General features: G+C 60.4%; 25 protein-coding genes. 15 read left to right on the forward strand and 10 right to left on the reverse strand.

The window, feature by feature from the left end; translation table 11 throughout:
• Positions 1-51: 51 nt before the first annotated feature.
• Genes ACP7A2_RS07635 through ACP7A2_RS07645 form a run of 3 tightly spaced genes read left to right on the forward strand, consistent with a single transcriptional unit; the run spans position 52 to position 2,988 of the window.
• A complete protein-coding gene (locus tag ACP7A2_RS07635; protein ID WP_426133726.1) occupies positions 52-1,344 on the forward strand; it encodes a CitMHS family transporter in 1,293 nt (430 codons plus the stop codon).
• Between the two features lies 1 nt (position 1,345).
• Positions 1,346-2,671 carry an acyclic terpene utilization AtuA family protein gene (locus tag ACP7A2_RS07640; RefSeq protein ID WP_426133727.1) on the forward strand — a complete coding sequence of 442 codons (1,326 nt, stop codon included), beginning with the start codon at positions 1,346-1,348 and terminating at the stop codon, positions 2,669-2,671.
• Positions 2,668-2,988 carry an AtuA-related protein gene (locus tag ACP7A2_RS07645; RefSeq protein ID WP_426133728.1) on the forward strand — a complete coding sequence of 107 codons (321 nt, stop codon included), beginning with the start codon at positions 2,668-2,670 and terminating at the stop codon, positions 2,986-2,988. The genes ACP7A2_RS07640 and ACP7A2_RS07645 overlap by 4 nt, the downstream gene beginning before the upstream one ends.
• Positions 2,989-3,078: 90 nt before the next feature.
• Here ACP7A2_RS07645 and ACP7A2_RS07650 read toward each other — a convergent pair whose 3' ends face one another.
• The 5 genes from ACP7A2_RS07650 to ACP7A2_RS07670 form a co-directional block, all read right to left on the reverse strand.
• A complete protein-coding gene (locus ACP7A2_RS07650) occupies positions 3,079-3,450 on the reverse strand; it encodes a glutathione S-transferase N-terminal domain-containing protein (protein ID WP_348059803.1) in 372 nt (123 codons plus the stop codon).
• Between the two features lie 103 nt (positions 3,451-3,553).
• Positions 3,554-4,099: a GTP cyclohydrolase I FolE gene (gene folE / locus ACP7A2_RS07655; RefSeq protein WP_016773769.1), complete on the reverse strand. Its 546-nt coding sequence runs from the start codon at positions 4,097-4,099 to the stop codon at positions 3,554-3,556.
• Positions 4,100-4,177: 78 nt separating this feature from the next.
• A complete protein-coding gene (locus ACP7A2_RS07660; protein ID WP_017137833.1) occupies positions 4,178-4,735 on the reverse strand; it encodes a Smr/MutS family protein in 558 nt (185 codons plus the stop codon).
• A 74-nt stretch (positions 4,736-4,809) separates the two neighbouring features.
• Complete coding sequence (locus tag ACP7A2_RS07665) at positions 4,810-5,130, reverse strand: hypothetical protein (RefSeq protein WP_426133729.1); 321 nt, start codon at positions 5,128-5,130, stop codon at positions 4,810-4,812.
• 136 nt (positions 5,131-5,266) lie between these two features.
• A complete protein-coding gene (locus ACP7A2_RS07670) occupies positions 5,267-5,857 on the reverse strand; it encodes a cysteine hydrolase family protein (RefSeq protein WP_426133730.1) in 591 nt (196 codons plus the stop codon).
• 240 nt (positions 5,858-6,097) lie between these two features.
• On the opposite strand from ACP7A2_RS07670, the gene prmB reads away from it, so the two are divergent.
• The gene (gene prmB, locus ACP7A2_RS07675) at positions 6,098-7,006 is read left to right on the forward strand and encodes a 50S ribosomal protein L3 N(5)-glutamine methyltransferase (RefSeq protein ID WP_426133731.1); all 909 of its coding nucleotides are present in this window, start codon (positions 6,098-6,100) and stop codon (positions 7,004-7,006) included.
• A 129-nt stretch (positions 7,007-7,135) separates the two neighbouring features.
• Here prmB and ACP7A2_RS07680 read toward each other — a convergent pair whose 3' ends face one another.
• Positions 7,136-7,942, reverse strand: a complete 807-nt coding sequence (locus ACP7A2_RS07680; protein WP_426133732.1) for a hypothetical protein — start codon at positions 7,940-7,942, stop codon at positions 7,136-7,138.
• 99 nt (positions 7,943-8,041) lie between these two features.
• Complete coding sequence (locus tag ACP7A2_RS07685) at positions 8,042-9,004, reverse strand: alpha/beta hydrolase (RefSeq protein ID WP_426133733.1); 963 nt, start codon at positions 9,002-9,004, stop codon at positions 8,042-8,044.
• 143 nt (positions 9,005-9,147) lie between these two features.
• Between ACP7A2_RS07685 and aroC the strand changes: the two genes are divergently transcribed.
• From aroC to ACP7A2_RS07700, 3 genes are all read left to right on the forward strand, one after another.
• A complete protein-coding gene (gene aroC, locus ACP7A2_RS07690) occupies positions 9,148-10,239 on the forward strand; it encodes a chorismate synthase (protein WP_426133734.1) in 1,092 nt (363 codons plus the stop codon).
• A 73-nt stretch (positions 10,240-10,312) separates the two neighbouring features.
• Complete coding sequence (locus tag ACP7A2_RS07695; protein ID WP_426133735.1) at positions 10,313-11,473, forward strand: MFS transporter; 1,161 nt, start codon at positions 10,313-10,315, stop codon at positions 11,471-11,473.
• Positions 11,470-12,000, forward strand: coding sequence for an acireductone dioxygenase (locus ACP7A2_RS07700; RefSeq protein ID WP_426133736.1), 531 nt, complete (start codon positions 11,470-11,472; stop codon positions 11,998-12,000). The genes ACP7A2_RS07695 and ACP7A2_RS07700 overlap by 4 nt, the downstream gene beginning before the upstream one ends.
• Here ACP7A2_RS07700 and ACP7A2_RS07705 read toward each other — a convergent pair.
• A complete protein-coding gene (locus ACP7A2_RS07705; protein ID WP_426133737.1) occupies positions 11,957-13,246 on the reverse strand; it encodes an MFS transporter in 1,290 nt (429 codons plus the stop codon). The genes ACP7A2_RS07700 and ACP7A2_RS07705 overlap by 44 nt on opposite strands.
• Positions 13,247-13,353: 107 nt before the next feature.
• On the opposite strand from ACP7A2_RS07705, the gene ACP7A2_RS07710 reads away from it, so the two are divergent.
• A complete protein-coding gene (locus ACP7A2_RS07710) occupies positions 13,354-14,238 on the forward strand; it encodes a LysR substrate-binding domain-containing protein (RefSeq protein ID WP_426133738.1) in 885 nt (294 codons plus the stop codon).
• Between the two features lie 216 nt (positions 14,239-14,454).
• A complete protein-coding gene (locus tag ACP7A2_RS07715; RefSeq protein ID WP_426133739.1) occupies positions 14,455-14,733 on the forward strand; it encodes a response regulator transcription factor in 279 nt (92 codons plus the stop codon).
• Between the two features lie 58 nt (positions 14,734-14,791).
• On the opposite strand, the gene ACP7A2_RS07720 is transcribed toward ACP7A2_RS07715, so the two are convergent.
• Positions 14,792-15,070 carry a DUF3509 domain-containing protein gene (locus tag ACP7A2_RS07720; RefSeq protein ID WP_048721059.1) on the reverse strand — a complete coding sequence of 93 codons (279 nt, stop codon included), beginning with the start codon at positions 15,068-15,070 and terminating at the stop codon, positions 14,792-14,794.
• A gap of 396 nt (positions 15,071-15,466) precedes the next feature.
• On the opposite strand from ACP7A2_RS07720, the gene ACP7A2_RS07725 reads away from it, so the two are divergent.
• The 5 genes from ACP7A2_RS07725 (at position 15,467) to ACP7A2_RS07745 (ending at position 21,256) form a co-directional block, all read left to right on the forward strand.
• A complete protein-coding gene (locus tag ACP7A2_RS07725) occupies positions 15,467-17,293 on the forward strand; it encodes a long-chain-acyl-CoA synthetase (RefSeq protein WP_426133740.1) in 1,827 nt (608 codons plus the stop codon).
• A gap of 114 nt (positions 17,294-17,407) precedes the next feature.
• Positions 17,408-17,923, forward strand: a complete 516-nt coding sequence (locus ACP7A2_RS07730; RefSeq protein ID WP_426133741.1) for an ankyrin repeat domain-containing protein — start codon at positions 17,408-17,410, stop codon at positions 17,921-17,923.
• Between the two features lie 42 nt (positions 17,924-17,965).
• The gene (locus ACP7A2_RS07735; protein ID WP_426133742.1) at positions 17,966-18,496 is read left to right on the forward strand and encodes a hypothetical protein; all 531 of its coding nucleotides are present in this window, start codon (positions 17,966-17,968) and stop codon (positions 18,494-18,496) included.
• A gap of 67 nt (positions 18,497-18,563) precedes the next feature.
• Complete coding sequence (locus ACP7A2_RS07740) at positions 18,564-18,755, forward strand: PLDc N-terminal domain-containing protein (RefSeq protein ID WP_003172956.1); 192 nt, start codon at positions 18,564-18,566, stop codon at positions 18,753-18,755.
• Between the two features lie 413 nt (positions 18,756-19,168).
• Positions 19,169-21,256 carry an LTA synthase family protein gene (locus ACP7A2_RS07745; protein WP_375070788.1) on the forward strand — a complete coding sequence of 696 codons (2,088 nt, stop codon included), beginning with the start codon at positions 19,169-19,171 and terminating at the stop codon, positions 21,254-21,256.
• A 58-nt stretch (positions 21,257-21,314) separates the two neighbouring features.
• Here ACP7A2_RS07745 and ACP7A2_RS07750 read toward each other — a convergent pair whose 3' ends face one another.
• Positions 21,315-21,467, reverse strand: a complete 153-nt coding sequence (locus tag ACP7A2_RS07750) for a DUF3309 family protein (RefSeq protein WP_015885095.1) — start codon at positions 21,465-21,467, stop codon at positions 21,315-21,317.
• Between the two features lie 329 nt (positions 21,468-21,796).
• On the opposite strand from ACP7A2_RS07750, the gene ACP7A2_RS07755 reads away from it, so the two are divergent.
• Complete coding sequence (locus tag ACP7A2_RS07755) at positions 21,797-22,630, forward strand: SDR family oxidoreductase (RefSeq protein WP_426133743.1); 834 nt, start codon at positions 21,797-21,799, stop codon at positions 22,628-22,630.
• Positions 22,631-23,023 lie beyond the last annotated feature (393 nt).

A 23,023-nucleotide genomic window follows, 5' to 3' on the forward strand; every position in this document is an offset into this window, starting at 1 on the left:
ATACTCGGGGGAAAACAATAACCGGCCAACAAGGCCGCTCTGGAGTACCCCATGCTCGCAACCCTGGGTGTCATCACCATCCTGTGCCTGCTCGCTGCCGTCATGAGCAAACGCCTCTCGCCGCTGGTGGCCCTGATCGCCTTGCCGATCATTGCCGCGCTGCTCGGCGGTTTCGGCCTGCAAACCAGTGCCTTCATCATTTCCGGTATCAAGAACGTCGCCCCCGTGGTGGGCATGTTTGTGTTCGCGATTCTGTTTTTCGGGATCATGACCGACGCCGGCATGCTCGACCCGATCATCGACCGCATCCTGCGCACGGTGGGTACGCGTCCTACGCGAATTGTCGTCGGCACCGCGACCCTCGCGCTGTTGGTGCACCTGGACGGTTCGGGTGCGGTGACCTTTCTGGTGACGGTGCCGGCGATGTTGCCGCTGTACACGCGGCTGGGCATCGACAAACGCATCCTCGCCTGCGTCTGCGCCATGGCCGCCGGGGTTAACTTCCTGCCGTGGACCGGCCCGGTGTTGCGCTCGTCTGCCGCGTTGCACGTGCCGGTGGCGGAGCTGTTCCAGCCGCTGATCCCGGTGCAAATCGTCGGACTGGTGTTTGTCTTCGCCTGCGCCTGGTGGCTGGGCCGTCGCGAAGAAAAACGCCTGGGCCTGGGCGCCGGTTCCACGGTGGATGCGGTGCCGCAACGGGTGCTCAGCGACGATGACCTGGCGCTGCGTCGCCCTCGGTTGTTCTGGATCAACCTGCTCCTCACCGTGGTGGTCATGGTGGTGATGATTGCCGGCTGGGTGGATCCGGTGGTGATGTTCATGCTCGGCACCGTGGTGGCGCTGTGCATCAACTACCCGAATGTCGACGCCCAGCGTACGCGCATCGACGCCCACGCCAAGACCGCGCTGACCATGGCCAGCATCCTGCTTGCTGCCGGGGTGTTCACCGGCATCATGCAAGGCACCGGCATGCTCAAGGCCATGGCCGAAGTAGCGGTGGCGCAGATCCCGGCGGGCCATGGCAAGTTGATCCCGGCAGTGGTGGGCTTTATTTCCATGCCGTTGAGCCTGCTGTTTGACCCCGACTCCTACTATTTCGGCGTGATGCCGGTGATCGCCGAAGTCGGCAAGGCGCTGGGCGTCGACCCGCTGCAAGTGGCCCAGGCCTCTTTGCTGGGCGTGCACACCACCGGTTTCCCGGTCAGCCCGCTGACCCCCGCGACCTTCCTGTTGGTGGGTTTGTGCAAGGTCGAACTGGCCGATCACCAGCGCTTCACCATTCCTTTTCTGTTTGCCGCGTCGGTGTTAATGACCCTGACCGCGTTGCTCCTGGGAGTGTTTTGAGATGAAAACCTTGCGCATCGGTTCCGGCGCCGGCTATTCCGGCGACCGTATTGAACCTGCCGTGGAATTGGCCGAACAGGGCGACCTGGATTACCTGGTGTTCGAATGCCTGGCCGAACGCACCATCGCCCTTGCGCAACAGGCGCGTATCAGCGATCCGCAGGGCGGTTATGACCCGTTGTTGAGTGAGCGCATGCGCCGTGTGTTGCCGTTTGTGGGGGGGCAGGAAGGCCGTCGCCGCCTGCGGGTGATCACCAATATGGGCGCGGCCAATCCGGTGTCGGCGGCCATTGAAGTGCGCCGCATCGCCGATGAGTTGGGCCTGAAGCTCAAGGTTGTGGCCGTGGTGGGCGATGACGTGCTGGATGTCTTGCAGCCCGAGCAGGTGCTGGATAACGGCCAGACCCTCAGCTCACTGGGTGAGCGGTTGATTTCCGCGAATGCCTACCTGGGTGTCGAGGGCATTATCGAGGCCTTGCGCGCAGAGGCGGATGTGGTGATCACCGGCCGCGTGGCTGACCCGTCGCTGTTCCTGGCGCCGCAGATGTTTGAATTCAACTGGGCGGCGGACGATTGGCAGCGCTTGGGGCGCGGCACGTTGGTGGGGCATTTGCTGGAATGCGCGGGGCAGGTGAGCGGGGGGTATTTTGCCGATCCGGGTTTCAAGGATGTGGAGGACCTGGCGCGGCTGGGCTTTCCGCTGGCGGAAATTGATGCCCACGGCGAGGCAGTGATCACCAAGGTCGCAGGCTCTGGCGGTCGAGTCAGCCGCGCTACCTGCACTGAGCAAATGCTTTACGAAGTGCATGACCCTGCGGCGTATTTGACGCCGGACGTGACGGCAGACTTTTCCCGGGTGGGTTTTGTGGAGGAGGGTGTAGATCGCGTTCGCGCCAGCGGTGCCAGCGGCCGGGCACGGCCTGAACGGTTGAAAGTCAGCGTCGGTTATCTCGACGGTTGGATTGGTGAGGGGCAGATGTCCTACGGCGGCCCGGGCGCTGTCGCACGGGCGCAGTTAGCGCGGGATGTCGTGCTCAAGCGCCTCGAATTGATGGGCGTGAAGATGCAGGACGTGCGTGCCGAGTTGATCGGCATGGACTCGTTGCACGGCCCGCGCAGTGGCGTCGAACCCTGGGAAGTACGCCTGCGTGTGGCGGCGCGTTGTGAGGATCGCAGTGAGGCGGTGCGCGTTGGCAATGAGGTGGAAACCCTTTACACCAACGGCCCGTCCGGCGGCGGCGGTGCCAGTAAAAGCGTGCGGCAGGTGGTGGCGGTGGCGTCGTTACTGCTGCCCCGTGGCGTGGTCAACCCGAGGATCGAAGCATGAAACTGCACTCGCTGGCCCATTCCCGGACCGGGGATAAGGGCGACACGTCGAACATCTCGATCATTGCTTATCGTGCTGAGGATTATGCGGTGTTGTGCGAACAGCTCACCGCAGAGCGCGTGGCCGAGTTCTTTGCCGGTTTGCTGGAGCCCGGCGCGGCGCCCGTACGTCGCTATGAGTTGCCGAATGTGCAGGCGCTGAACTTCGTGCTGCCGGGCATCCTGCGCGGCGGGGTGACGCGCTCGCTGGCGCTGGATGCCCATGGCAAGTGCCTGGGTTCGGCGTTACTGGATCTTGATTTGATAATGCCGAACTGAATGTGGGAGCTGGCTTGCCTGCGATGCAGGCAACTCAGTGCTTCAGGCACACCAAGGTGATGCAATCGCAGGCAAGCCAGCTCCCACAGGTCAGACTGCAGCGAACCGCTTGTCCAGGTAATCAATGATCACCTTGGAGTCATACATCCAGGTGGTCTGGCCATTCTCTTCAATCCGCAGGCACGGCACTTTGATCTTGCCGCCTTGCTCCAGCAGGGTCTGGCGGTCCTGCTCGTTGTTCTTCGCGTCCTTCAGCGCCACCGGTACATTCAGGCGGTGCAGGGTGCGGCGGGTCTTCACGCAGAACGGGCAGGCGTGGAACTGATACAGCGTCAATGCCTTGGCCGCGGCATTCACCTGAGCTTGCTGCTCGGCAGGGCGCTGCTTTTTGCGTGGACGGGTCAGAAAGTCGCCCGCGATGATGACGTGGCCAAGGCCCACTCGAAGTGCTTTGACGAACATGGCTAAAACCTCTTGCCCGATACAGAAGGGGCCGCAGCTTACCTGAATTTTGCGGACGAAAAAAAACCGGCGATGAACGCCGGCTTTTTCCTGCGCAGCCTGTTTACTTGATCAGGCTGAGGAACTCGCTGCGGGTGGCCGCGTTTTCGCGGAACTCACCCAGCATCACCGACGTGATCATCGACGAATTCTGTTTTTCTACACCGCGCATCATCATGCACATGTGCTTGGCTTCGATCACCACCGCAACACCCAGTGCACCGGTCACCTGCATTACCGCATCGGCGATCTGGCGGCTGAGGTTTTCCTGGATCTGCAGGCGGCGCGCGTACATATCGACGATGCGTGCGACCTTGGACAGGCCCAGCACTTTGCCGCTCGGGATATACGCAACGTGAGCCTTGCCGATAAACGGCAGCAGGTGGTGCTCGCACAACGAGTACAACTCGATGTCCTTGACCAGCACCATTTCGCTGTTGTCAGAGCTGAACAAGGCACCGTTGGTGACTTCTTCCAGCGTCTGGGCATAACCGCGGCAAAGGTACTGCATTGCCTTGGCGGCACGCTTTGGCGTGTCGAGCAGGCCCTCGCGGGAAACGTCCTCGCCGAGTTGGCCGAGGATCGCCGTGTAATTCTGTTCCAGGGACATGAAACTACCTGTGGGATTTTCGCAAAGCGCAAGGTTACGGTGGCGGACACATCGCTGCAAGCCTGACGATGGCACTTGTTACTCGTCGCGGCCTTCCATCATGGTGCGCTTGAGCATCACATACACCGCACCGGCGCCGCCGTGGCGGGCCTGGCACGAGGTAAACCCCAACACCTGGGCATGCTGGCGCAGCCAGGTGTTGACGTGGCTCTTGATCATCGGGCGCTTGCCATCCAGCCGCACAGCCTTGCCGTGGGTGACACGCACGCAGCGAATTTCGAATTTGGTGGCTTCGGCGAGAAAGGCCCAGAGGGTTTCGCGGGCTTTTTCCACGTTCATGCCGTGCAGGTCAAGGCTGCCTTCGAATGGGATCTGGCCGATCTTGAGCTTGCGCATCTGGCTTTCCTGCACGCCGTCGCGGGCCCACATCAACTCGTCTTCGGGGCCTACATCGATCACGAACTGATCCGACAGGCCATCCACGGTGGTGGCATCGGTGCGCACGGTCGCGGCCTGGCGCAATTTGGCGATCTGCGCCCGGTCAGCCTTGGGTTTGCCAGTGTCGGCGCGGTCGTGCTTGATCGGCTTGACGCCGCGCAGCTCGTTTTTGAACAGGGAAAAATCGTCGTCTTGCATGTCAGCCTCCGCGAAGGGCGGGCAGTTTACCTAATCGCGGCGGCCAGGGCGCAGGAAACGCTATCCAGGCGCCATCAGTCGTGCTTTTTCATCAGGTGCGAAGCGATGTTCAGCGACAGCGGCTGGCGCATGCGCCGACGGCTGCGACGCCACAACCACACGCCCAGCCACACCACCAGCAGGCCGCTCACCAGTAAAATCGCCGAGCCGCCGGGGCTGGCGTTCAGTTCGCCGAGGGCGGGTGAATGACCTAACAGGCCGGCACCACCAGCACCGGCCAACAACAAACCTACGATTGCCAGCAGCGCGGCAAAGCCGGCTACCAGGCGCAGACGCCAGTTGCTCGGGCCCTTGGGACGCAAGCGACGAGCATCAAAACCATCGGATATCTTCATTCCGACCTTTCCTCCAGGGTATCGGCCCTTCGACCGGAAGATACACAGGTTGTTCCGGGTGGAGGGGTAAATGCGCCAAATGAAAGGGCTTCGCAGATGAGCGGAGCTATAAACGCGCCGCTCATCAGAGGGGCGATCAGATCAGATCTTTGGTCAGGGCGAGGGTCGCGAAGTTATCCGCCATGATGGCCATTTCAGTTTGCTGCACGTGTTCGGCACTCAGCACGCCGCCTTTGTGAGGCAGGTCGCGGGTGGCACAGGCGTCTTCCACGAGGGTGCAGCGAAAGCCCAGGTTCTTGGCGGCGCGCACGGTGGTGCTGACGCTGGAGTGGCTCATGAAGCCGCAGACGATCAGGTCCAGAGAGCCGAGGTCCTGCAAGTGTTTTTCAAGGCCGGTGCCGTGGAAAGCGCTGGGGAGCAACTTGCCGATGATGGTTTCGTCACCCAGGGGTTCCAGGCCAGGAATGAATTGGCCGCGCTCGCCCTGTGGGTCAAACAGGCCGCCGACAGTGCCCAGGTGACGCACATGCACAATCGGGCGCCCGGCGTTGCGGGCCGCTGCGACGAGCTGCTGGATGTTATCGACCGCCGCGTCCATGCCGGACAGAGCGAGTGGGCCGCTGAGGTATTCCTTCTGGGCGTCGATGATCACAAGGGTCGCGTGGTTCAGGTTGGCTGCTGCGTAACCGCGACCGCTGAGTTGAAACATCGTCTTTGGAACGGACATTCTGGGGCTCCTGTGAGGGGGGCTTTTGTGACATTGTCCACTGGCTGAGCGGTTCTGTGAATCGCTACCATCGTAAGGTACGCCGTTGTTGGCGTGCAGCCATGTCAAGTGGGCGGCTTGTTTATCGCATTGATGGCAAATTAGATGAATTCCGACGTACGGTGAGGGCATTTCGTACATCGAACGGACAGGCGAACGCTGTTAGAATTGCCAGTCGTTTTTTCCAGGAGTTCTGCCCCCGTGATCACATCCCGCCTGCGCACACTGCGCGACCATATCCGTTGGGCTGTCAGCCGTTTCCATGGGGAAGACCTGTTTTTCGGGCATGGCACCGACAACGCCTGGGATGAAGCCCGGCAACTGGTACTCGGTGCCCTGCACTTGCCTTGGGAGATCAACGACAGTTACCTGGACTGCAACCTCGAAGAAGAGGAGATTTCCCACGTTCAGCGCTTGCTGCATCGGCGTATCCACGAACGCGTGCCCACCGCTTACCTGTTGAAGGAGGCGTGGTTCTGCGGCATGTCGTTTATCGTGGATGAACGTGTGTTGATTCCGCGCTCGCCGATCGGTGAGTTGATCGAAAGCCGCTTTGCACCTTGGCTGGCCAACCCGCCGGCACGCATCCTTGACCTGTGCACCGGTTCCGGTTGCATCGGCATTGCCTGCGCCTACGAGTTCCAGGACGCCGAAGTGGTGCTGGGCGACTTGTCCTTTGAAGCGCTGGAAGTGGCCAACCAGAACATCGAGCGCCTCGGCGTCGACGAGCGCGTGTACACCGTGCAAGGCGACGGCTTCGACGGCCTGCCGGGTCAGCGGTTTGACCTGATCGTGTCGAACCCGCCTTACGTGGACGCCGAAGACTTCGCCGACATGCCGGACGAGTACCAGCATGAGCCGGAGCTGGGCCTGGCGTGCGGTGATGATGGCTTGAACCTGGTGCGGCGCATGCTGGCCGAAGCGGCAGACCACCTGACCGAGAAGGGCTTGCTGATTGTTGAAGTGGGCAACAGCCAGGTGCACGTTGAGGCGTTGTACCCGGAAGTGGACTTTGCCTGGCTGGACTTCCAGCGCGGTGGGCACGGCGTGTTCATGTTGACCGCTGAGCAGTGCCGGGCACATCAGGCCGTCTTTGCCGCCAGGGTTTAAAAGCAGGGACACGGTCAATGTGGGAGCTGGCTTGCCTGCGATAGCGGTGTATCAGTAGCAGAACTGCATGCTGACCCACCGCTATCGCAGGCAAGCCAGCTCCCACAACTCAGGGTGCATTCCAATCGACTAGCGGTGTGTCGCAATCCAGATCAACAACCCTGCCTGAAATACCGTAAACGCCACCAGGCACGTAATGGTAAAGCGCAACCCACTGTCCTCGCGCTTGAACTTGGTGACCTTATCCTCTTCCTTGCGCAGCTTCACTTCCTGCTCCGCCAGGTTGTGCTCAGCCTGTTGCAGCATCTGCGCGGCTTCGAGGATTTCCACAAACTGCACCTTCTCGGTGTTCCAGCTGTCCAGCACGTCGCTGACCTTGCCCGGCTGCACATTGCCTTTCAGGTGCTGCACATCGGCGTAAGCGACATCGAAGCCTTGAACGCGCAGGAAATGGTCGCGGCGCAAGCGTGTGGCTTCGTTGAGCGCGTCCTTGTTGGCCAGGTCTGCGCCGTCAACGCGATAGTGCGACCAGCGTTTTTTCGCCCACGCGGCGCCCTGGGCCACCAGGAAACGCCCGATGCCACGGTTGGCCGGTTCAATCTCCAGGCTGTTACCCGGGCCGAAGTGCACGCGGTGTGTATCGTGATCGACCCAGATATCCAGGTGATTCTGCTCGCGACGCACGCGCTGGCCCGGCAACTGAATGACCATGCGCAACAGGCTGCGGTGTTTATCGTTGCGCTCGGTATACCCGAACTGCACAAACCGCAGCGGGCGTACGCCCGTGGCACGGTCGGTGGCGAGGGGGGCCAGGCGCAGCATCTTGAAATGTTCGGCCTGTACGTCCGCCCACGGCAGTGCCGCTGCCTCGACGGCCTCGGGTTTTTCAGCCGCGGTGTCGGCAGTAGGTTCTGATGTTGCTTCGGTGGTAGTCATGCGGCGCGATCCTGTCCAAGCCCTGCGAGTCGACAGCCTTTTTGCTGTCGACTTTCGGCTTATCGGCCGCTTCCCGGGGGACTGGAGGCAAATAGTCGCTTAACGGGGTTGAAGTCCGTCTATAAAGCGCACGATGCGCGTGCCCAGTTCGGCGGCCAGCGGCAGTTTCGGATCGTTGTAGGAGGCCAGTTGCTCCTTTACATCCCTGGGCACGATGCGCATCACGTGGTTCATGCCTTCGATCACAGTCAACTGCGCGTCGGGCTTGGCCCTTTTCAATTGCTGAGCATCGGCGACGCCGACCTGAATATCGTTAGTGCCCTGAATAATCAGTGCCGGCATATTCAGCCTGGCAAAAGCGGCCGACGGGTCAGCGCGAAACAGGCTGATCAGATAAGGCTGCACAGTGGGCCGGAAAATTCCCTCCAGCGGGCCAGGCACATCGGCATCCACCTGGCCGGCCTTGAGGTGGTCAAGGATTTCATTGCTGCGCAACAACAGGGCTGGTGGCAGGTGGGCCGCCAGTTGCTGTCGGATCACCTGGTCCACCGGCCGGGCACTGCCGGACAGGGAAATCACCCCGGCCGGGTCGAGTTGCGGAGCAGCGAGCGCTGCGACCAATGCACCTTCGCTGTGGCCCAGCACGATCAGCGGGCCCATGCGTGGGTCGGCCTTGAGCAGTTTGCCCCACGCCACCGCGTCGGACACGTAGGCGTCCAGCGTCAGGTTGCGTTCGTCGGGCGTGGCGGCGAGGCTGGCGGCAACCCCGCGCTTGTCGTAGCGCACGCTGGCGATGTTGTTGCGCGCCAGCACCCAGGCCAGGCGCTTGAGGCTGTCGTTGCGCGCGCCGTCGGCGCTGTTGCCATTGCGGTCGGTGGGGCCGGAGCCGGCGATGATCAATACCACGGGCACCGGCTTGTCGGATTTGGGCAGCAGGAGCGAGCCAAACAGCTCGCCGCTGCCGGTGTCCAGGCTGATGGGCCGTTGCAGCACGACAGGGGAGGCGGCGAAGCCAAGGCTGGAAAACAGGGTGAGGGTCAAAAGCAAAACTCGCAGCATCATCGCGCCATCATTAGAAAGGTGCCGGTTGGACAGATGTCTGCCGGTAAGGTTTCGAGGATGAACTAGTCGGTTAGCCTGCGTATACTGGCCGCCTTAAGTTATTACGGTTGAGTTGATTCAACTGATTTCACGGAGCGCCCTGCATGTCCGGCAATACCTTCGGCAAGCTGTTCACTGTCACCACCGCGGGCGAAAGCCATGGCCCGGCGTTGGTCGCCATTGTCGACGGCTGCCCGCCCGGGCTTGAGCTCTCGCTGGAAGACCTGCAGCGTGACCTCGACCGCCGCAAGCCTGGCACCAGCCGCCATACCACCCAGCGCCAGGAGCCCGACGAAGTCGAGATCCTCTCCGGCGTGTTCGAAGGCCGCACCACCGGTTGCGCCATCGGCCTGCTGATCCGCAACACCGACCAGAAGTCCAAGGACTACTCGGCGATCAAGGACCTGTTCCGCCCGGCCCACGCCGACTACACCTACCACCACAAATACGGCGAGCGCGACTACCGTGGCGGTGGCCGCAGCTCGGCGCGCGAAACCGCCATGCGCGTGGCCGCCGGCGCCATCGCCAAGAAATACCTGGCCACCCAGGGCATCGTGGTGCGCGGCTACATGAGCCAGTTGGGCCCGATCGAAATCCCGTTCAAGACCTGGGACAGCGTCGACGACAACGCCTTTTTCAGCCCTGATCCTGCCAAGGTGCCGGAACTTGAAGCCTACATGGATCAGTTGCGCCGCGATCAAGACTCCGTCGGCGCCAGGATCACTGTAGTCGCCGAAGGCGTGAAACCCGGCCTGGGCGAGCCGATCTTCGACCGCCTCGACGCCGAACTGGCCCACGCGCTGATGAGCATCAACGCAGTGAAGGGCGTTGAAATCGGCGCAGGCTTTGCGTGTGTCTCCCAGCGCGGCACCGAGCACCGTGACGAGCTGACCCCTGAAGGCTTCCTCAGCAACAACGCCGGCGGCATCCTCGGCGGTATTTCTTCCGGCCAGCCGATCATTGCGCACCTGGCGCTCAAAGCCACGTCGAGCATCACCACCCCGGGCCGTTCGATCGATGTGCACGGCAACCCGGTGGACGTGATCACCAAGGGCCGCCACGACCCATGCGTCGGCATCCGCGCCACGCCGATTGCAGAAGCCATGATGGCCGTCGTGTTGATGGACCACCTGCTGCGCAACCGTGGGCAAAATGCCGATGTGCGTGTGAGCACGCCGGTACTGGGCCAGCTGTGACCTGTGGCGAGCGAGCTTGCTGTGGCGAGGGAGCTTGCTCCCGCTGGGCTGCGCAGCAGCCCCATACAATCCAATGACCAGCCCCCTCCCATATTGGCGCCTCTCCAGCTTCTACCTCTTCTACTTCGCCCTGCTGGGGGCGACAGCGCCGTTCCTGGCGCTGTACTTCGATCACCTGGGCTTCTCCAGCGCGCGCATCGGCGAGCTGGTCGCCATCCCCATGTTGATGCGCTGCGTGGCGCCCAACCTGTGGGGCTGGCTGGGCGACTACACCGGCCGACGCCTGGCCATCGTGCGCTTCGGCGCGGTGTGCACCCTGGCCAGTTTTTCGCTGATTTTCTTCAGTAAAACCTACGCCTGGCTGGCTCTGGTCATGGCCCTGCATGCATTTTTCTGGCACGCCGTGCTGCCGCAATTTGAAGTGATCACCCTGGCCCACCTGCAAAAACAGACCGCGCGCTACAGCCAAATCCGCCTGTGGGGCTCCATCGGTTTCATCCTCACCGTGGTCATCATGGGCCGCCTGTTCGACTGGCTGAGCCTGGACATCTACCCGGTGGTGGTCGTGATGATCATGGCCGGCATCATCGGCGCCAGCCTGTGGGTGCCGAATGCGCAACCCGCCACCCATGGCAACCGCCTGGCCGCCGACGGTTTCCTCAAGCAACTGCGCAGCCCCGGCGTGCTCGCGTTTTATGCCTGTGTGGCGCTGATGCAATTGAGCCACGGCCCGTATTACACCTTCCTGACCCTGCACCTTGAACACCTCGGTTACAGCCGCGGCGTCATCGGCATGCTCTGGGCCGTGGGCGTAGTTGCGGAAGTGCTGATGTTCCTGGCCATGAGCCGGCTCCTCATGCGCTTTTCGATACGCCGCGTGCTGTTGGCCAGTTTCCTGTTGGCGGCGCTGCGCTGGCTGCTGCTGGGCTCATTTGCCGAATACCTGTGGGTGCTGCTGTTGGCGCAAGTGATGCACGCCGCCACCTTTGGCAGCTTTCACGCATCGGCGATTGCCTTTGTGCAGCGCAGTTTTGGTGATCGCCAGCAAGGCCAGGGCCAGGCGCTGTATGCCGCACTCGCCGGAACCGGCGGAGCACTGGGTGCGTTGTACGCCGGTTACAGTTGGAACCTGTTGGGCCCCACGCTGACGTTCAGTATCGCCAGCGTCGCCGCGCTGGTCGCCGCCCTTATCATCGGCCTTCGATTGCCGGAGCACAAAGGAACCGTTCAATGAGTTATGTCGCTGTCTACCCCGTCGCCTCACCGGATACGCCGAACAAAGTCTTGACCCACCTCGACGACATCGCCGCCACCCTGGAGGCACAGGGCGTGCGTTTCGAGCGATGGCAGCCGGCCATGGCGCTGGAGCAAGGCGCCACTGAGGCGCAGATGATTGCGGCCTACAGCGCGCAGATCGATGCTTTGGGTTACGGCGCGGTTGAAGTGCAGCGTGTCAGTACCGATCATCCTCAGAAAGACGAATTGCGTGCCAGGTACCGGGACGAGCGTCGCTACGCTGAAGATCATGCGTGCTTTTTCGTCGCGGGGCAGGGGTTGTTCAACCTGCGGGTGGGCGACTATGTGTACGCCGTACGCTGTGAGAAAAACGATCTGCTGGTGATTCCGGCGGGTCTGGCGCATGGCTTTGATATCGGTGAGAACCCGCATTGCGTGACCTTGCGCCTGTCCCGCACACCGCAAGGGCCACTGCCTGAATTCACGGGAGAGGCTGGCACCGGGTTTCCGGGGCTGGATGGCTGACCCGCGCGAAGAGGCGCATGCCCCTTGCGGCTTTATCCACACGGGGAAACAGCGGCACGGTCAGCAGTGCACAGAAGGCTGCGGCCAGCCACACCGTGCCCCAGGAGAAATGCGTCATCAGGGCTGACGCTGCGATGGGCGTAGCGAACAGCACCACAAACACGCAGGTATTGCCCATCGCCAGTGCGGTACCCGCGCGGCTAGCACCGGCCAGGGTCGCCAGTTCGGTGTAGGCCACGCCATGCCAGGCGGAGACGCTGATACCGGCGATCACCATCACGGCGATGATCAGGGTGCTGGCCAGTGGTGTTTGGCTTATCCCATAAGTGCTGGCGATTGATACGGTTGCGCCCAGCAGCAGGAAGGTCAGGGCACTGAGCCATGCACAGGCTTTAAGGTAGCTGCGGCGATTTTTGTGTTTGTCGGTCCAGCGTCCGCTCCAGATACGGCTGACGATCGCGCCGATCTGGATAACTGCCAGGGTCGCCGAGACCAGGGTGATGTCCACGTGGCTGAAGTCGTGGAAGAACACTGCTGCGTAGGTAAGAATCGCGAACTGCGGGGCACACAGCAGGCCGATGGCCAGGACGATGCGCCACACCCGTGAGTCTTTCAACGGGCTGCTGCCGGGCGTTGCGCCGGATTTTTTAGCGGTTGCTCCGTCGAAGTCCGGCTCGTATAGCCATAGCCACGCAAAGAAGCTGGCCACCAGGCAAAACAGCGCGCTGGCGCCAAACACTTGAACGAAGCCGTAGGTATGCGCCAGGTACGGCAGGATCAATGCCCCCAGCGCATAGCCGCCGGGGACGGCCGTTTGCCGGATACTCATGGCCAGGCCCCGTTCGCCTTCTTTGAACCACGCCATGATCGCTCGGCCGCTGGCTCCGTTGACGCTGCTGCCGAGCAGGCCGACGATGAACAGCCCGATAGCCAGCAACGCCAGAGTGGGTGTGTAGAGTGCCAGCACCGCCAACAGTGCCAGGGCGATACCTGAACTCAGCAGGCCGGTGAGCAACACCGGGCGATCGCCCCAACGATCCGTCAGCAGGCCCCAAGGAATTTCGCTGATGGCAATGCCCAGCCCCAGCACGCCCAGTACCAGGCCCAACTGCGTCGTGTCGAGTTGGTAGGTGGCGCGCATATAAATAGCGGTTGCCGGCAGCCCCCCGACGACACTGGAAAAGCTGGCATTGGCCGCAACGCCGACCCCAAGCACTTTCCAGCGGTGACCGTTATCGACTGGCATAAACACTCCAAAAAAAGACCAATAATTCGTTGGCAAAAGGCTCTCACGGGCGCATCGTTCCGAATATCAAATTATTTAGCTCAATAGTCCCGAAAATCAGGATGATCATGCGACCGGTGAATTTCGATTTGGACGTTATGCGCAGCTTCGTCACGGGCGTTGAACTGGGCAGTTTTGCCAAGGCGGCGCAGAAGCTCGACCGCTCGACTTCGGCGATCAGCGCCCAACTCAAAAAGCTTGAGGCACAGGCGGGTTCGCCCTTGTTCACCAAGGCCGGTCGAGGGCTGGCGCTGACGGAGACGGGGGAGGTGCTGCTTAACTACGCCAAGCGCTTGTTAAGCCTTAATGACGAAACGGTGACTGCCGTGTCCGAGCTCAAGCTCAAGGGCTGGGTGCGCCTCGGCCTGCAGGAAGACTTGAGTGGTTTCCTGCCCACGGTATTGGGCCGCTTCGCCAGGGCCCATCCGCAGGTTCGGGTAGAAGCCAGGATCGCGCGTAACGCTGACCTGCTCAGTCGAATCGACAATGGCTCACTCGACCTCGCCGTGGTGTGGGGAGACGAGCGTAGAGGCGGGTACCAGGGACGCGTGGCGCAGTTGCCTATGCAGTGGATCGGTTCCTCCCATGAATACCTGAATTGGACCGCCGATTCAGGCGAGCCCTTGCCGATCATTGCCTTTGACGCGCCGTGCCCCTTTCATTCAATGGCGACGCAAGCCCTGACCGACAGGGGCATTCCGTGGCTGTTATCGTTCACCAGTTCCAGCCTCAACGGGTTGTCGGCGGCCACCGAGGCGGGGCTGGGCTACACCATCAGGACATCCCTGGGTATGCAGGCGGGAACAGCGGTACTGGCGGCCGCCGAGCGGGGGTTGCCGCCTTTGCCCAGTATCGCGCTGACCCTGCACCGGCGACAGGCCGCCCCTGACCAACTGACCGAGCGCCTGGCACGTATCGTCACCCAGGCGATTCGCAGTGAAGTGGTTAATTAAGGGGTGATATCCATCTATAGAAATTGTTCAATCCCGGCAAGTTGGAATTTATTGTGGGAAGCGCCTTAAGTTAATGTAAGGCCTGGCTGTTTATCATCAGCCTTACATTCTGGTTATCAAGGTTATGTAACTCTCTCTGGCCTCAATGTTTATACCGACTGTCAATAGGAAAACTCCGAAGGTCGGTATTGCGAAGTCACCCTAAGGGAGAGAGATATGAGCAGCACAGAGGAGTTGGGACCACCGTCGAACGAATCGGTCAGCGGGTCCAGGCTGCCAAGACAGCGCCTGAGCTTGTCCGGCAAACCCTTGACACCCACGGAGCTGGAAATTCTGCGATGGGCTTCAGAAGGCAAGACCGTCTGGGAAATCAGCCAGATTCGCGATATTTCCGAGGCCACGGTGAAGTTCCATCTGCGCAATATCTACGGCAAATTGGAAGTGACCAATCGGGTGCAAGCAATGAATGAGGCATCCCGCCAAGGGCTGTGCTGAACGCATAAAAAAGGGCCGCGACACTGGGTAGTGTCGCGGCCCTTTTTGGGTCTGTTATTTAGGCCGAGTGGTAGGTCGGCAGCGCAAAGCGGTTCTGGCTTTGCAGCATGGAAATTTGCGGCAGGTCACTGGCTTGTTCGGCCAGGTCGCGGCGAATGGCGCTGATGACCCAGGTCAGTTGATCGGCCGTGTGCAGTTGTTGATACGAGATCGAACGTTTTACCTGTTTGCCTTCGCTGTTGCGCAGGGTCAGCAGGATACCGCCATCAGGACGCGGCTGAGTGGTGACATCGTATTGGGAAAATACAGAAGCGAATTTGTCTTGGATCAGGCTCATGTCTATCAGCTCCGTTGGCTCAAGTTGGCAAGCATGGAGTGATAGGTGCAGTGATTGTGCCAGTATTGATTATCGAAAAAAATCGTTATAAATCAAAGAGTTAAAAAATTCAGGATTTTTCGTTTTCGTGCAATTTGCATGAATGGCCATCGTGCATCCTGCATTTTGCGCTATCGAAGCCGGCCTTTTCACATCGTTGTTACAGATAATGACCGCTGCGGCGTTGCAAAATTCCGTTACGTAAGGATGCTCGCCTCGGGATACAAAACTTTTCAAATCCTGCGTGTACAGCCAAAGAACCGCAGGCGTATTTTCCTGCAAGGCAGTCGGCGTATTGCCGACCGGGCCGCCGATGCTTTCGGATCAGACGAAGAATAAGAAAAAGGACGTTCCTGAATGAGCCATCCGCGAGACGAGATGATCACCTGGGGCATGATGCTGCGTAAGGTGCCCTCCATTGTTCGAGCCCTGCCTCGGGTGGTGCGCGGCATGCGCGCGGCGAATGTCACCGATCCCGGCCAACCCTGCGGCCTGGGTTGGCACTTCGAGCAAGCGACCCTGCGCAACCCGCAAGGCGCAGCGCTGTTGTACGGCGACAGCGTGCTGAGCTACGGCGAAGCCAATCGGCGCGCCAACCGCATTGCCCATCACCTGCAGGCGCAGGGCCTTCGCAAAGGCGATGTGGTTGCACTGTTTATGGAAAACCGCCCCGAACTGTTATTGAACGTGCTGGCCGTGGGCAAGCTGGGCGGCATCTGCGCCATGCTCAATACTTCACAGACCCAAGCGGCGTTGCTGCACAGCCTCACTCTGGTGAACCCGGTGGCGATTGTGGTGGGGGCGGAATTGGTCAGCGCCTACGCGGCGGTGCGCGACCAGGTCGCGATCAGCGCGGACAGAACCTGGTGGGTGGCCGATCAACAGACCAGCCCGGCACCGCAAGGTTATATCGACCTGCTGGTCGCCAGCGCCGAATGCGAGGAGGGCAACCCCGCCAGCACCGCGCAGATCTATTTCAACGACCCCTGCTTCTATATCTACACCTCTGGCACCACCGGCCTGCCCAAGGCCGGCATCATGAAACACGGGCGTTGGACCAAAACCGCCGTCAGCTTCGGCAGCATCGCCCTGAACATGGGGCCGTCCGACGTTCTGTATTGCACCTTGCCGCTCTACCACGCCACGGGCTTGTGCGTGTGTTGGGGCTCGGCAATTGTCGGTGCGTCGGGGTTTGCCATTCGGCGCAAATTCAGCGCGAGCCAGTTCTGGGATGATGCGCGCACGTTCAAGGCGACTACCTTGGGGTATGTCGGTGAGCTGTGCCGTTATCTGCTTGATCAGCCAGCAGGTGCGCAAGACCTCGATAACCGTGTGACCAAGATGGTCGGCAATGGCCTGCGCCCTGGGGTCTGGGCACAGTTCAAGCGACGCTATGGCGTTGAACACATCTGCGAACTCTACGCCGCCAGCGACGGCAATATCGGCTTCACCAACGTGCTGAATTTCGACAACACCATCGGCTTTTGCCTGCAGCACTGGGCGCTGGTGGACTACAGCCATGACACGGGCGAGCCGGTCCGTGGCAGCGATGGGTTCATGCGCAAGGTACGCACGGGCGGGCAGGGGCTGTTGTTAGCCAGGATCGATGACAAGTCGCCGTTTGACGGCTACACCGACCCGGAAAAAAACCGCAAGGTGGTGCTCACCGACGTGTTCGAGAAAGGCGACCGTTATTTCAACACCGGCGACTTGTTGCGCAGCATTGGCTTCGGTCATGCGCAATTCGTCGACCGTTTGGGCGATACCTATCGCTGGAAAGGCGAAAACGTCTCGACCACGGAAGTCGAAAACGTGCTGCTGCAGCACCCGCAGATCGCCGAGGTGGTGGCCTACGGCGTCGAGATCGAAAACATCAATGGCCGTGCCGGCATGGTCGCCATCACCCCGAGTGAATCCCTGGCCGCCCTGGATATGCGCGAACTGCTGCAGTTCGCACACGCCCAGTTGCCGCACTATGCGGTGCCGTTGTTTCTGCGCATCAAGGTGAAGATGGAAACCACCGGCACCTTCAAGTACCAGAAAGTGAAGCTCAAGGAGGAGGCGTTCGACCCAGGCAAGGCCGGTGTCGATCCCGTCTTCGCGTGGCTACCGGGTTCGGATTGCTACGTACCGGTGACCGGCCCGTTGTTGGCACAGATACAAGGTGGGTTCTTTCGTTACTGAAATGCAGCGCTATTGATTCTGCCTATGGCCACTTTTCACAAAAAAGGCATGACAGTGGGGAACTCCATCGCGACACTGGGCGCCTATTAAGGCACACCAGACAAGGAGCCCCACATGTCAGACCAGCCCAAACAGATGACCGACGATGAAGCTGCCGAATTTGCCGAGCAAGTCTTCGACGTGGCCCGCAAAGGCGATGCGGCCATGCTCGCTGCGCTGCTGGCCAAGGGCCTGCCGCCCAACCTGCGCAACCATAATGGCGACACCTTGCTGATGCTCGCCGCCTACCACGGCCATGTCGAAGCGGTGAAAGTGCTGCTCGAATTCAAGGCCGACCCGCAGATCGCCAATGACAAGAACCAACTGCCGATGGCCGGTGCGGCGTTCAAGGGCAACCTGCCCGTCGTCAAAGCGATGATCGAAGGTGGCACGCCGGTGGATGCTGCATCTTCTGACGGCCGTACGGCGCTGATGATGGCTGCCATGTTCAATCGCGTCGAAATGCTCGACTACCTGCTCGGCCAGGGCGCCAACCCGAAGGCCACCGACGCGCAGGGCGCAACCGCGCTGGCGGCGGCACAGACCATGGGCGCAGTGGATACGACGGCGCTATTGCAAAAACTGGTGTAGGCTACGCGCCCTCAAAAGCCAGCCCGTGACAGGATCTCCCCCATGAAAACCGCCCTCGTCGAACTCATCAGCAAAATAAGCGCCGGCGTCATGGGCGAAGACGAGGTGGCGCGTATCGCTGAAGAAGCCGCCCAGGCCTACGCGGACCCTGTGGCCTTTCTGGCAGCGAACCCGGATATCAACTACGACGACACGTTCCCTATCCCATTGGGCGAGTGGGTCGTGGTCGGCAGCTTGCCAGACACCGTGCTGTTCCAGGCCGACACCTACAGCGAACTGTTTGCACAGATCGTCGCCTCGTTCGGCCCGGGTGTGGCGTTCAACCTCAAGCCCAAGCAACTGGCCAAGACTGAAGACCTCACGGCGCTGAACCGCATCCAGATCCAGATGAGCGCCCTCAGCCCGCAAGACGGTGGTTACGTGTTGTTGAACTTCAGCCAGTTGCTCGACGATGAGATTCAAGCAGTGTTGGTGTACGGCAAGGACCTGCCGCGTGTGCTTGAATTGTGCGCCGAAGTGGGCATCAAGGCCGAGCCGTCCCTGGAAGCCCTGCGCGTCGCCATTCACGTCTGAAATAAAACGGAACCCCAGCCAGGGCTGGCTATCCTACAAGTGCATGACCTCACTTAGGAGCGACACCATGGGTTCTACCTTTAACGGCCTTATTGGCTTGATCATTCTGGCGCTGGATATATGGGCGATCATCAACGTATTTAAAAGCGGTGCCAGCACAGGCGCCAAAGTGCTGTGGATTTTGTTGATCCTGTTGCTGCCAGTATTGGGCCTGATCATTTGGGCAATTGCCGGGCCACGGGGTAACGTGCGGATCTAAACACTTCATTCAATTTGAAGTGGGCACCGTACTAAATGTGGGAGCGGGCTTGCCCGCGATAGCGATCTTTCAGTCACAGCAATGCTGATTGTAAGAACGCTATCGCGGGCAAGCCCGCTCCCACATTGGTTTCAGTGCAGCCATGAGATTTGTGTTTCGAAAATATTCGCTGCACAGAATTTTCACATCTTTTCCAAGACAATTCGCCCGCTTTTACAGCGCTGCCAAGGCTCTAACTCGAGTACCGTTAAAGGCTGCGCAACCGCACACGTTCAGTAATTAATGGCGTTGATGCCATTGATCGGGCACCATTTGCGCCACCGCGATAACCGCCTACCCCAGCAAGCCTGGGCGAGGGACGGACGCAACTGCATTATTTCGCAACTTAAACTTCCAATGGGTCCTGAAACGACATGGCAAACCCGGACGCCCTGAGTCAGCAGCGAGCTTCTAATCGCCTGCTGCAACCGACCGTCAAATCCCATCTGGCGTACACGGCGCTCTGCGCACTGGTCATGATGGTGATGTTCTCCCTGCTGCGCCTGGCGCTGCTGGTCTACAACCGCGAGATGATCCTCGACACGCCGGCCTCGACCTTCCTTGAAGCGTTCGCCAACGGCCTGCGCCTGGATATCCGCCTGGTGATGTACCTGCTGGTCCCGTTGCTGCTGGCGTTGTTCAGCGTTCGGGCCATGGCGGCACGCGGGTTTTTCCGTTTGTGGCTGACCGTCGCGTCCAGCATTGCCCTGTTCCTGGGCCTGATGGAAATGGACTTCTACCGCGAGTTCCACCAGCGCCTCAACGGCCTGGTCTTCCAGTATGTAAAGGAAGACCCGAAAACCGTGATGAGCATGCTCTGGTACGGTTTCCCAGTGGTGCGTTACCTGTTGGCCTGGGCCGTCGGCACGCTGATCCTGAGCATGGCGTTCAAAGGCGCCGACCGCGCAACCCGCCCACGCGGGCCGTTCAGCGGCGGCAGCATCGGCACACGCCAGGTGGCGCCGTGGTACACGCGCACCGCCGTGTTTGTGGTCTGCCTGCTGATCGCTGTCGTCGCCATCCGTGGCACCCTGCGCCAGGGCCCGCCACTGCGTTGGGGCGATGTCTACACCACCGACTCGAACTTCGCCAACCAGTTGGGCTTGAACGGTACCCTGTCGTTGATCGCAGCAGCCAAGTCGCGCTTCTCCGAAGAGCGTTCCAACATCTGGAAAGCCACCCTGGAGCAGCCGCTGGCGACCCAGACCGTGCGTGACATGCTGGTGTTGCCGCAAGAAAAACTGGTAGATGCCGACATCGCCGCTGTGCGCCGTGACTACACGCCACCGGCCGAGAAAACCCTGCCGATCAAGAACGTCGTCGTCATCCTGATGGAAAGCTTCGCCGGTCACTCGGTCGGCGCCCTGGGTCGCCCGGGCAACATCACGCCTTACTTCGACAAGCTGTCCAAGGAAGGCCTGCTGTTCGACCGTTTCTTCTCCAACGGCACTCACACCCACCAGGGTATGTTCGCCACCATGGCCTGCTTCCCGAACCTGCCGGGCTTTGAATACCTGATGCAGACGCCGGAAGGCAGCCACAAGCTGTCGGGCCTGCCGCAACTACTCAGCGCACGCGACTTTGACGACGTGTATGTCTACAACGGCGACTTCGCCTGGGACAACCAGTCGGGCTTCTTCAGCAACCAGGGCATGACCAACTTCATCGGGCGTAACGACTTCGTCAACCCGGTATTCTCCGACCCGACGTGGGGCGTGTCCGACCAGGACATGTTCAACCGTGGCCTGGAAGAGCTGAAAGCCCGCGAAGGCGGCAAGCCGTTCTACGCCCTGCTGCAAACCCTGTCCAACCACACGCCGTACGCGTTGCCGACGCCATTGCCGGTCGAGAAAGTCACCGACCGTGGCAGCCTCAACGAGCATTTGACGGCCATGCGTTACTCCGACTGGGCCTTGGGCCAGTTCTTTGAAAAGGCCCGCAAAGAGCCGTACTTCAAGGAAACCCTGTTTGTGGTCGTGGGTGACCACGGCTTCGGTAACGAGCAACAAATTACCGAAATGGACCTGGGCCGCTTCAATGTGCCGATGCTGATCATTGCACCGGGCGTGCAGGAAAAATTCGGCGAGCGTGACCACACCGTGGGCACCCAGATCGACATCGTGCCGACCATCATGGGCCGCCTGGGTGGCGATACCCTGCACCAATGCTGGGGCCGCGACCTGCTGAACCTGCCGGAAGGCGACAAAGGCTTTGGTGTGATCAAGCCCTCGGGCAGCGACCAGACGGTAGCCTTGGTCACCGCAGACCGCATTCTGGTATTGCCGAAGGAGATGCCACCGAAACTGTGGGAATACGAACTGGGTGCTAACCCGACCGGTAAGGTAATTCCTGAATCGCCGGACGAAGCAGCGCTGAAGCAGAAGCTTGAGTCGTTCCTGCAGACGGCGACCAAGAGCCTGTTGGATAACACCGCCGGTGTGATCAACGGCAAGCCGGACTAACTTAGTCGTCGGGCATAAAAAAAGAGGCCTCCAGGAGGCCTCTTTTTTTGTCCGGCGTTTATATCCGGCCGAGCAACAACAGTACCAGCAGAACGACCAGTACAACACCCAGAATACCCGACGGGCCATAACCCCAGTTACGCGAGTGCGGGAATACGGGCAGGCCGCCGACCAGCAGCAGAATCAGGATGATGATCAGAATGAGGCTCATGGTTTTTTCCTTGTAGGCCTTCTGTAGAGACCGGTTATTTAACGACAGGCCCGTGGGTTTAAATACGGACGCCTTAACAACTCCGACTGTGCCACTTCGTAAAAAATTCCATGATTCCTTAAAGCATTTCGCAAACATGCTTATTTCTTTTAATGCGTTCGAAAATACCCGGCTTTAGTTGAAAAAGATTGAACTTACGCTGTAAGCCAGCCTCGCACCCGGCTCACGGTTTGCCCGAGGCATTCATCAATTGGATGGTGAGTGGGTGCGGGAAAAACCTTCGCTACACTGCCGATCACTTCTTCTGTGAACCACAAGGCAATGTTCCTATGCAAAATCGCATGATGATTACCGGCGCCGGGTCGGGCCTGGGTCGTGAAATCGCGCTGCGCTGGGCCCGCGAGGGTTGGCAGTTGGCCTTGTCGGACGTCAGCGAGCCGGGCTTGCACGAAACCCTCAAGTTGGTGCGCGAGGCCGGCGGCGATGGGTTTGTGCAGCGCTGTGATGTGCGGGACTACAGCCAGCTTACGGCGTTTGCCCAGGCGTGTGAGGTGAAGCTGGGTGGCATTGATGTGATCGTCAACAACGCGGGTGTGGCGTCGGGTGGGTTTTTTGCCGAGTTGTCGCTGGAGGATTGGGACTGGCAAATTGCGATTAACTTGATGGGCGTGGTCAAGGGGTGCAAGGCGTTCCTGCCGTTGCTGGAGAAGAGCAAGGGCCGGATCATCAACATTGCTTCGATGGCGGCGCTGATGCAGGGGCCGGCCATGAGTAATTACAACGTAGCCAAGGCGGGCGTGGTGGCGTTGTCGGAGAGTTTGCTGGTGGAACTCAGGCAGCAGGAAGTGGCGGTGCATGTGGTGTGCCCTTCGTTTTTCCAGACCAATTTGCTGGACTCGTTCCGTGGGCCTACGCCGGCGATGAAGGCGCAGGTGGGTAAGTTGCTTGAGAGTTCGCCGATTTCGGCGGCTGATATTGCTGACTACATCTATCAGCGGGTGGCTGAGGGGGAGTTTATGATTTTGCCCCATGAGCAGGGGCGGATGGCCTGGGGGTTGAAGCAGAAGAATCCTGGGTTGTTGTATGACGAGATGGCGCTGATGGCGGATAAGATGCGGGCCAAGGCTCAGGCTGGGGCTGGGGCTGGGGCTGTTAAGGGGTGAGTTTTTGGGTGTATATCCGTTGGTTGGGTGAGGGCTGAGATGGGTTCCGCTCTTACAGCGGGTCACTTTTGGAAGGACCGGAAGCCGGCCCAGCCAAAAGTAACCAAAAAGTCCTCGCCCCACCACTCGGCACTCGCTGTGGCTCGGTGTGCCTGCGTGCGGCCATCGTGGTTAATCGTGGTTAAAGGGCGCCTCAGATCAAGATCAAAATCTAAAGCACGGCGGCCTAGTAGCCGACCTGAGTGGTTGAATCAAAAGCGCTGTTTTTTCCAGAGCAGATCGCGATTCTCCAGCCCAAATGGAGATCCACATGTGGGAGCGGGCTTGCTCGCGAATGCGGTGTATCAGCCACCAAATCCATCACTGACCCACCGCCTTCGCGAGCAAGCCCGC

Origin of the sequence: Pseudomonas sp. PWP3-1b2, assembly GCF_049896045.1 — a bacterium.
Taxonomy (GTDB): Bacteria; Pseudomonadota; Gammaproteobacteria; order Pseudomonadales; family Pseudomonadaceae; genus Aquipseudomonas; species Aquipseudomonas antarctica_B.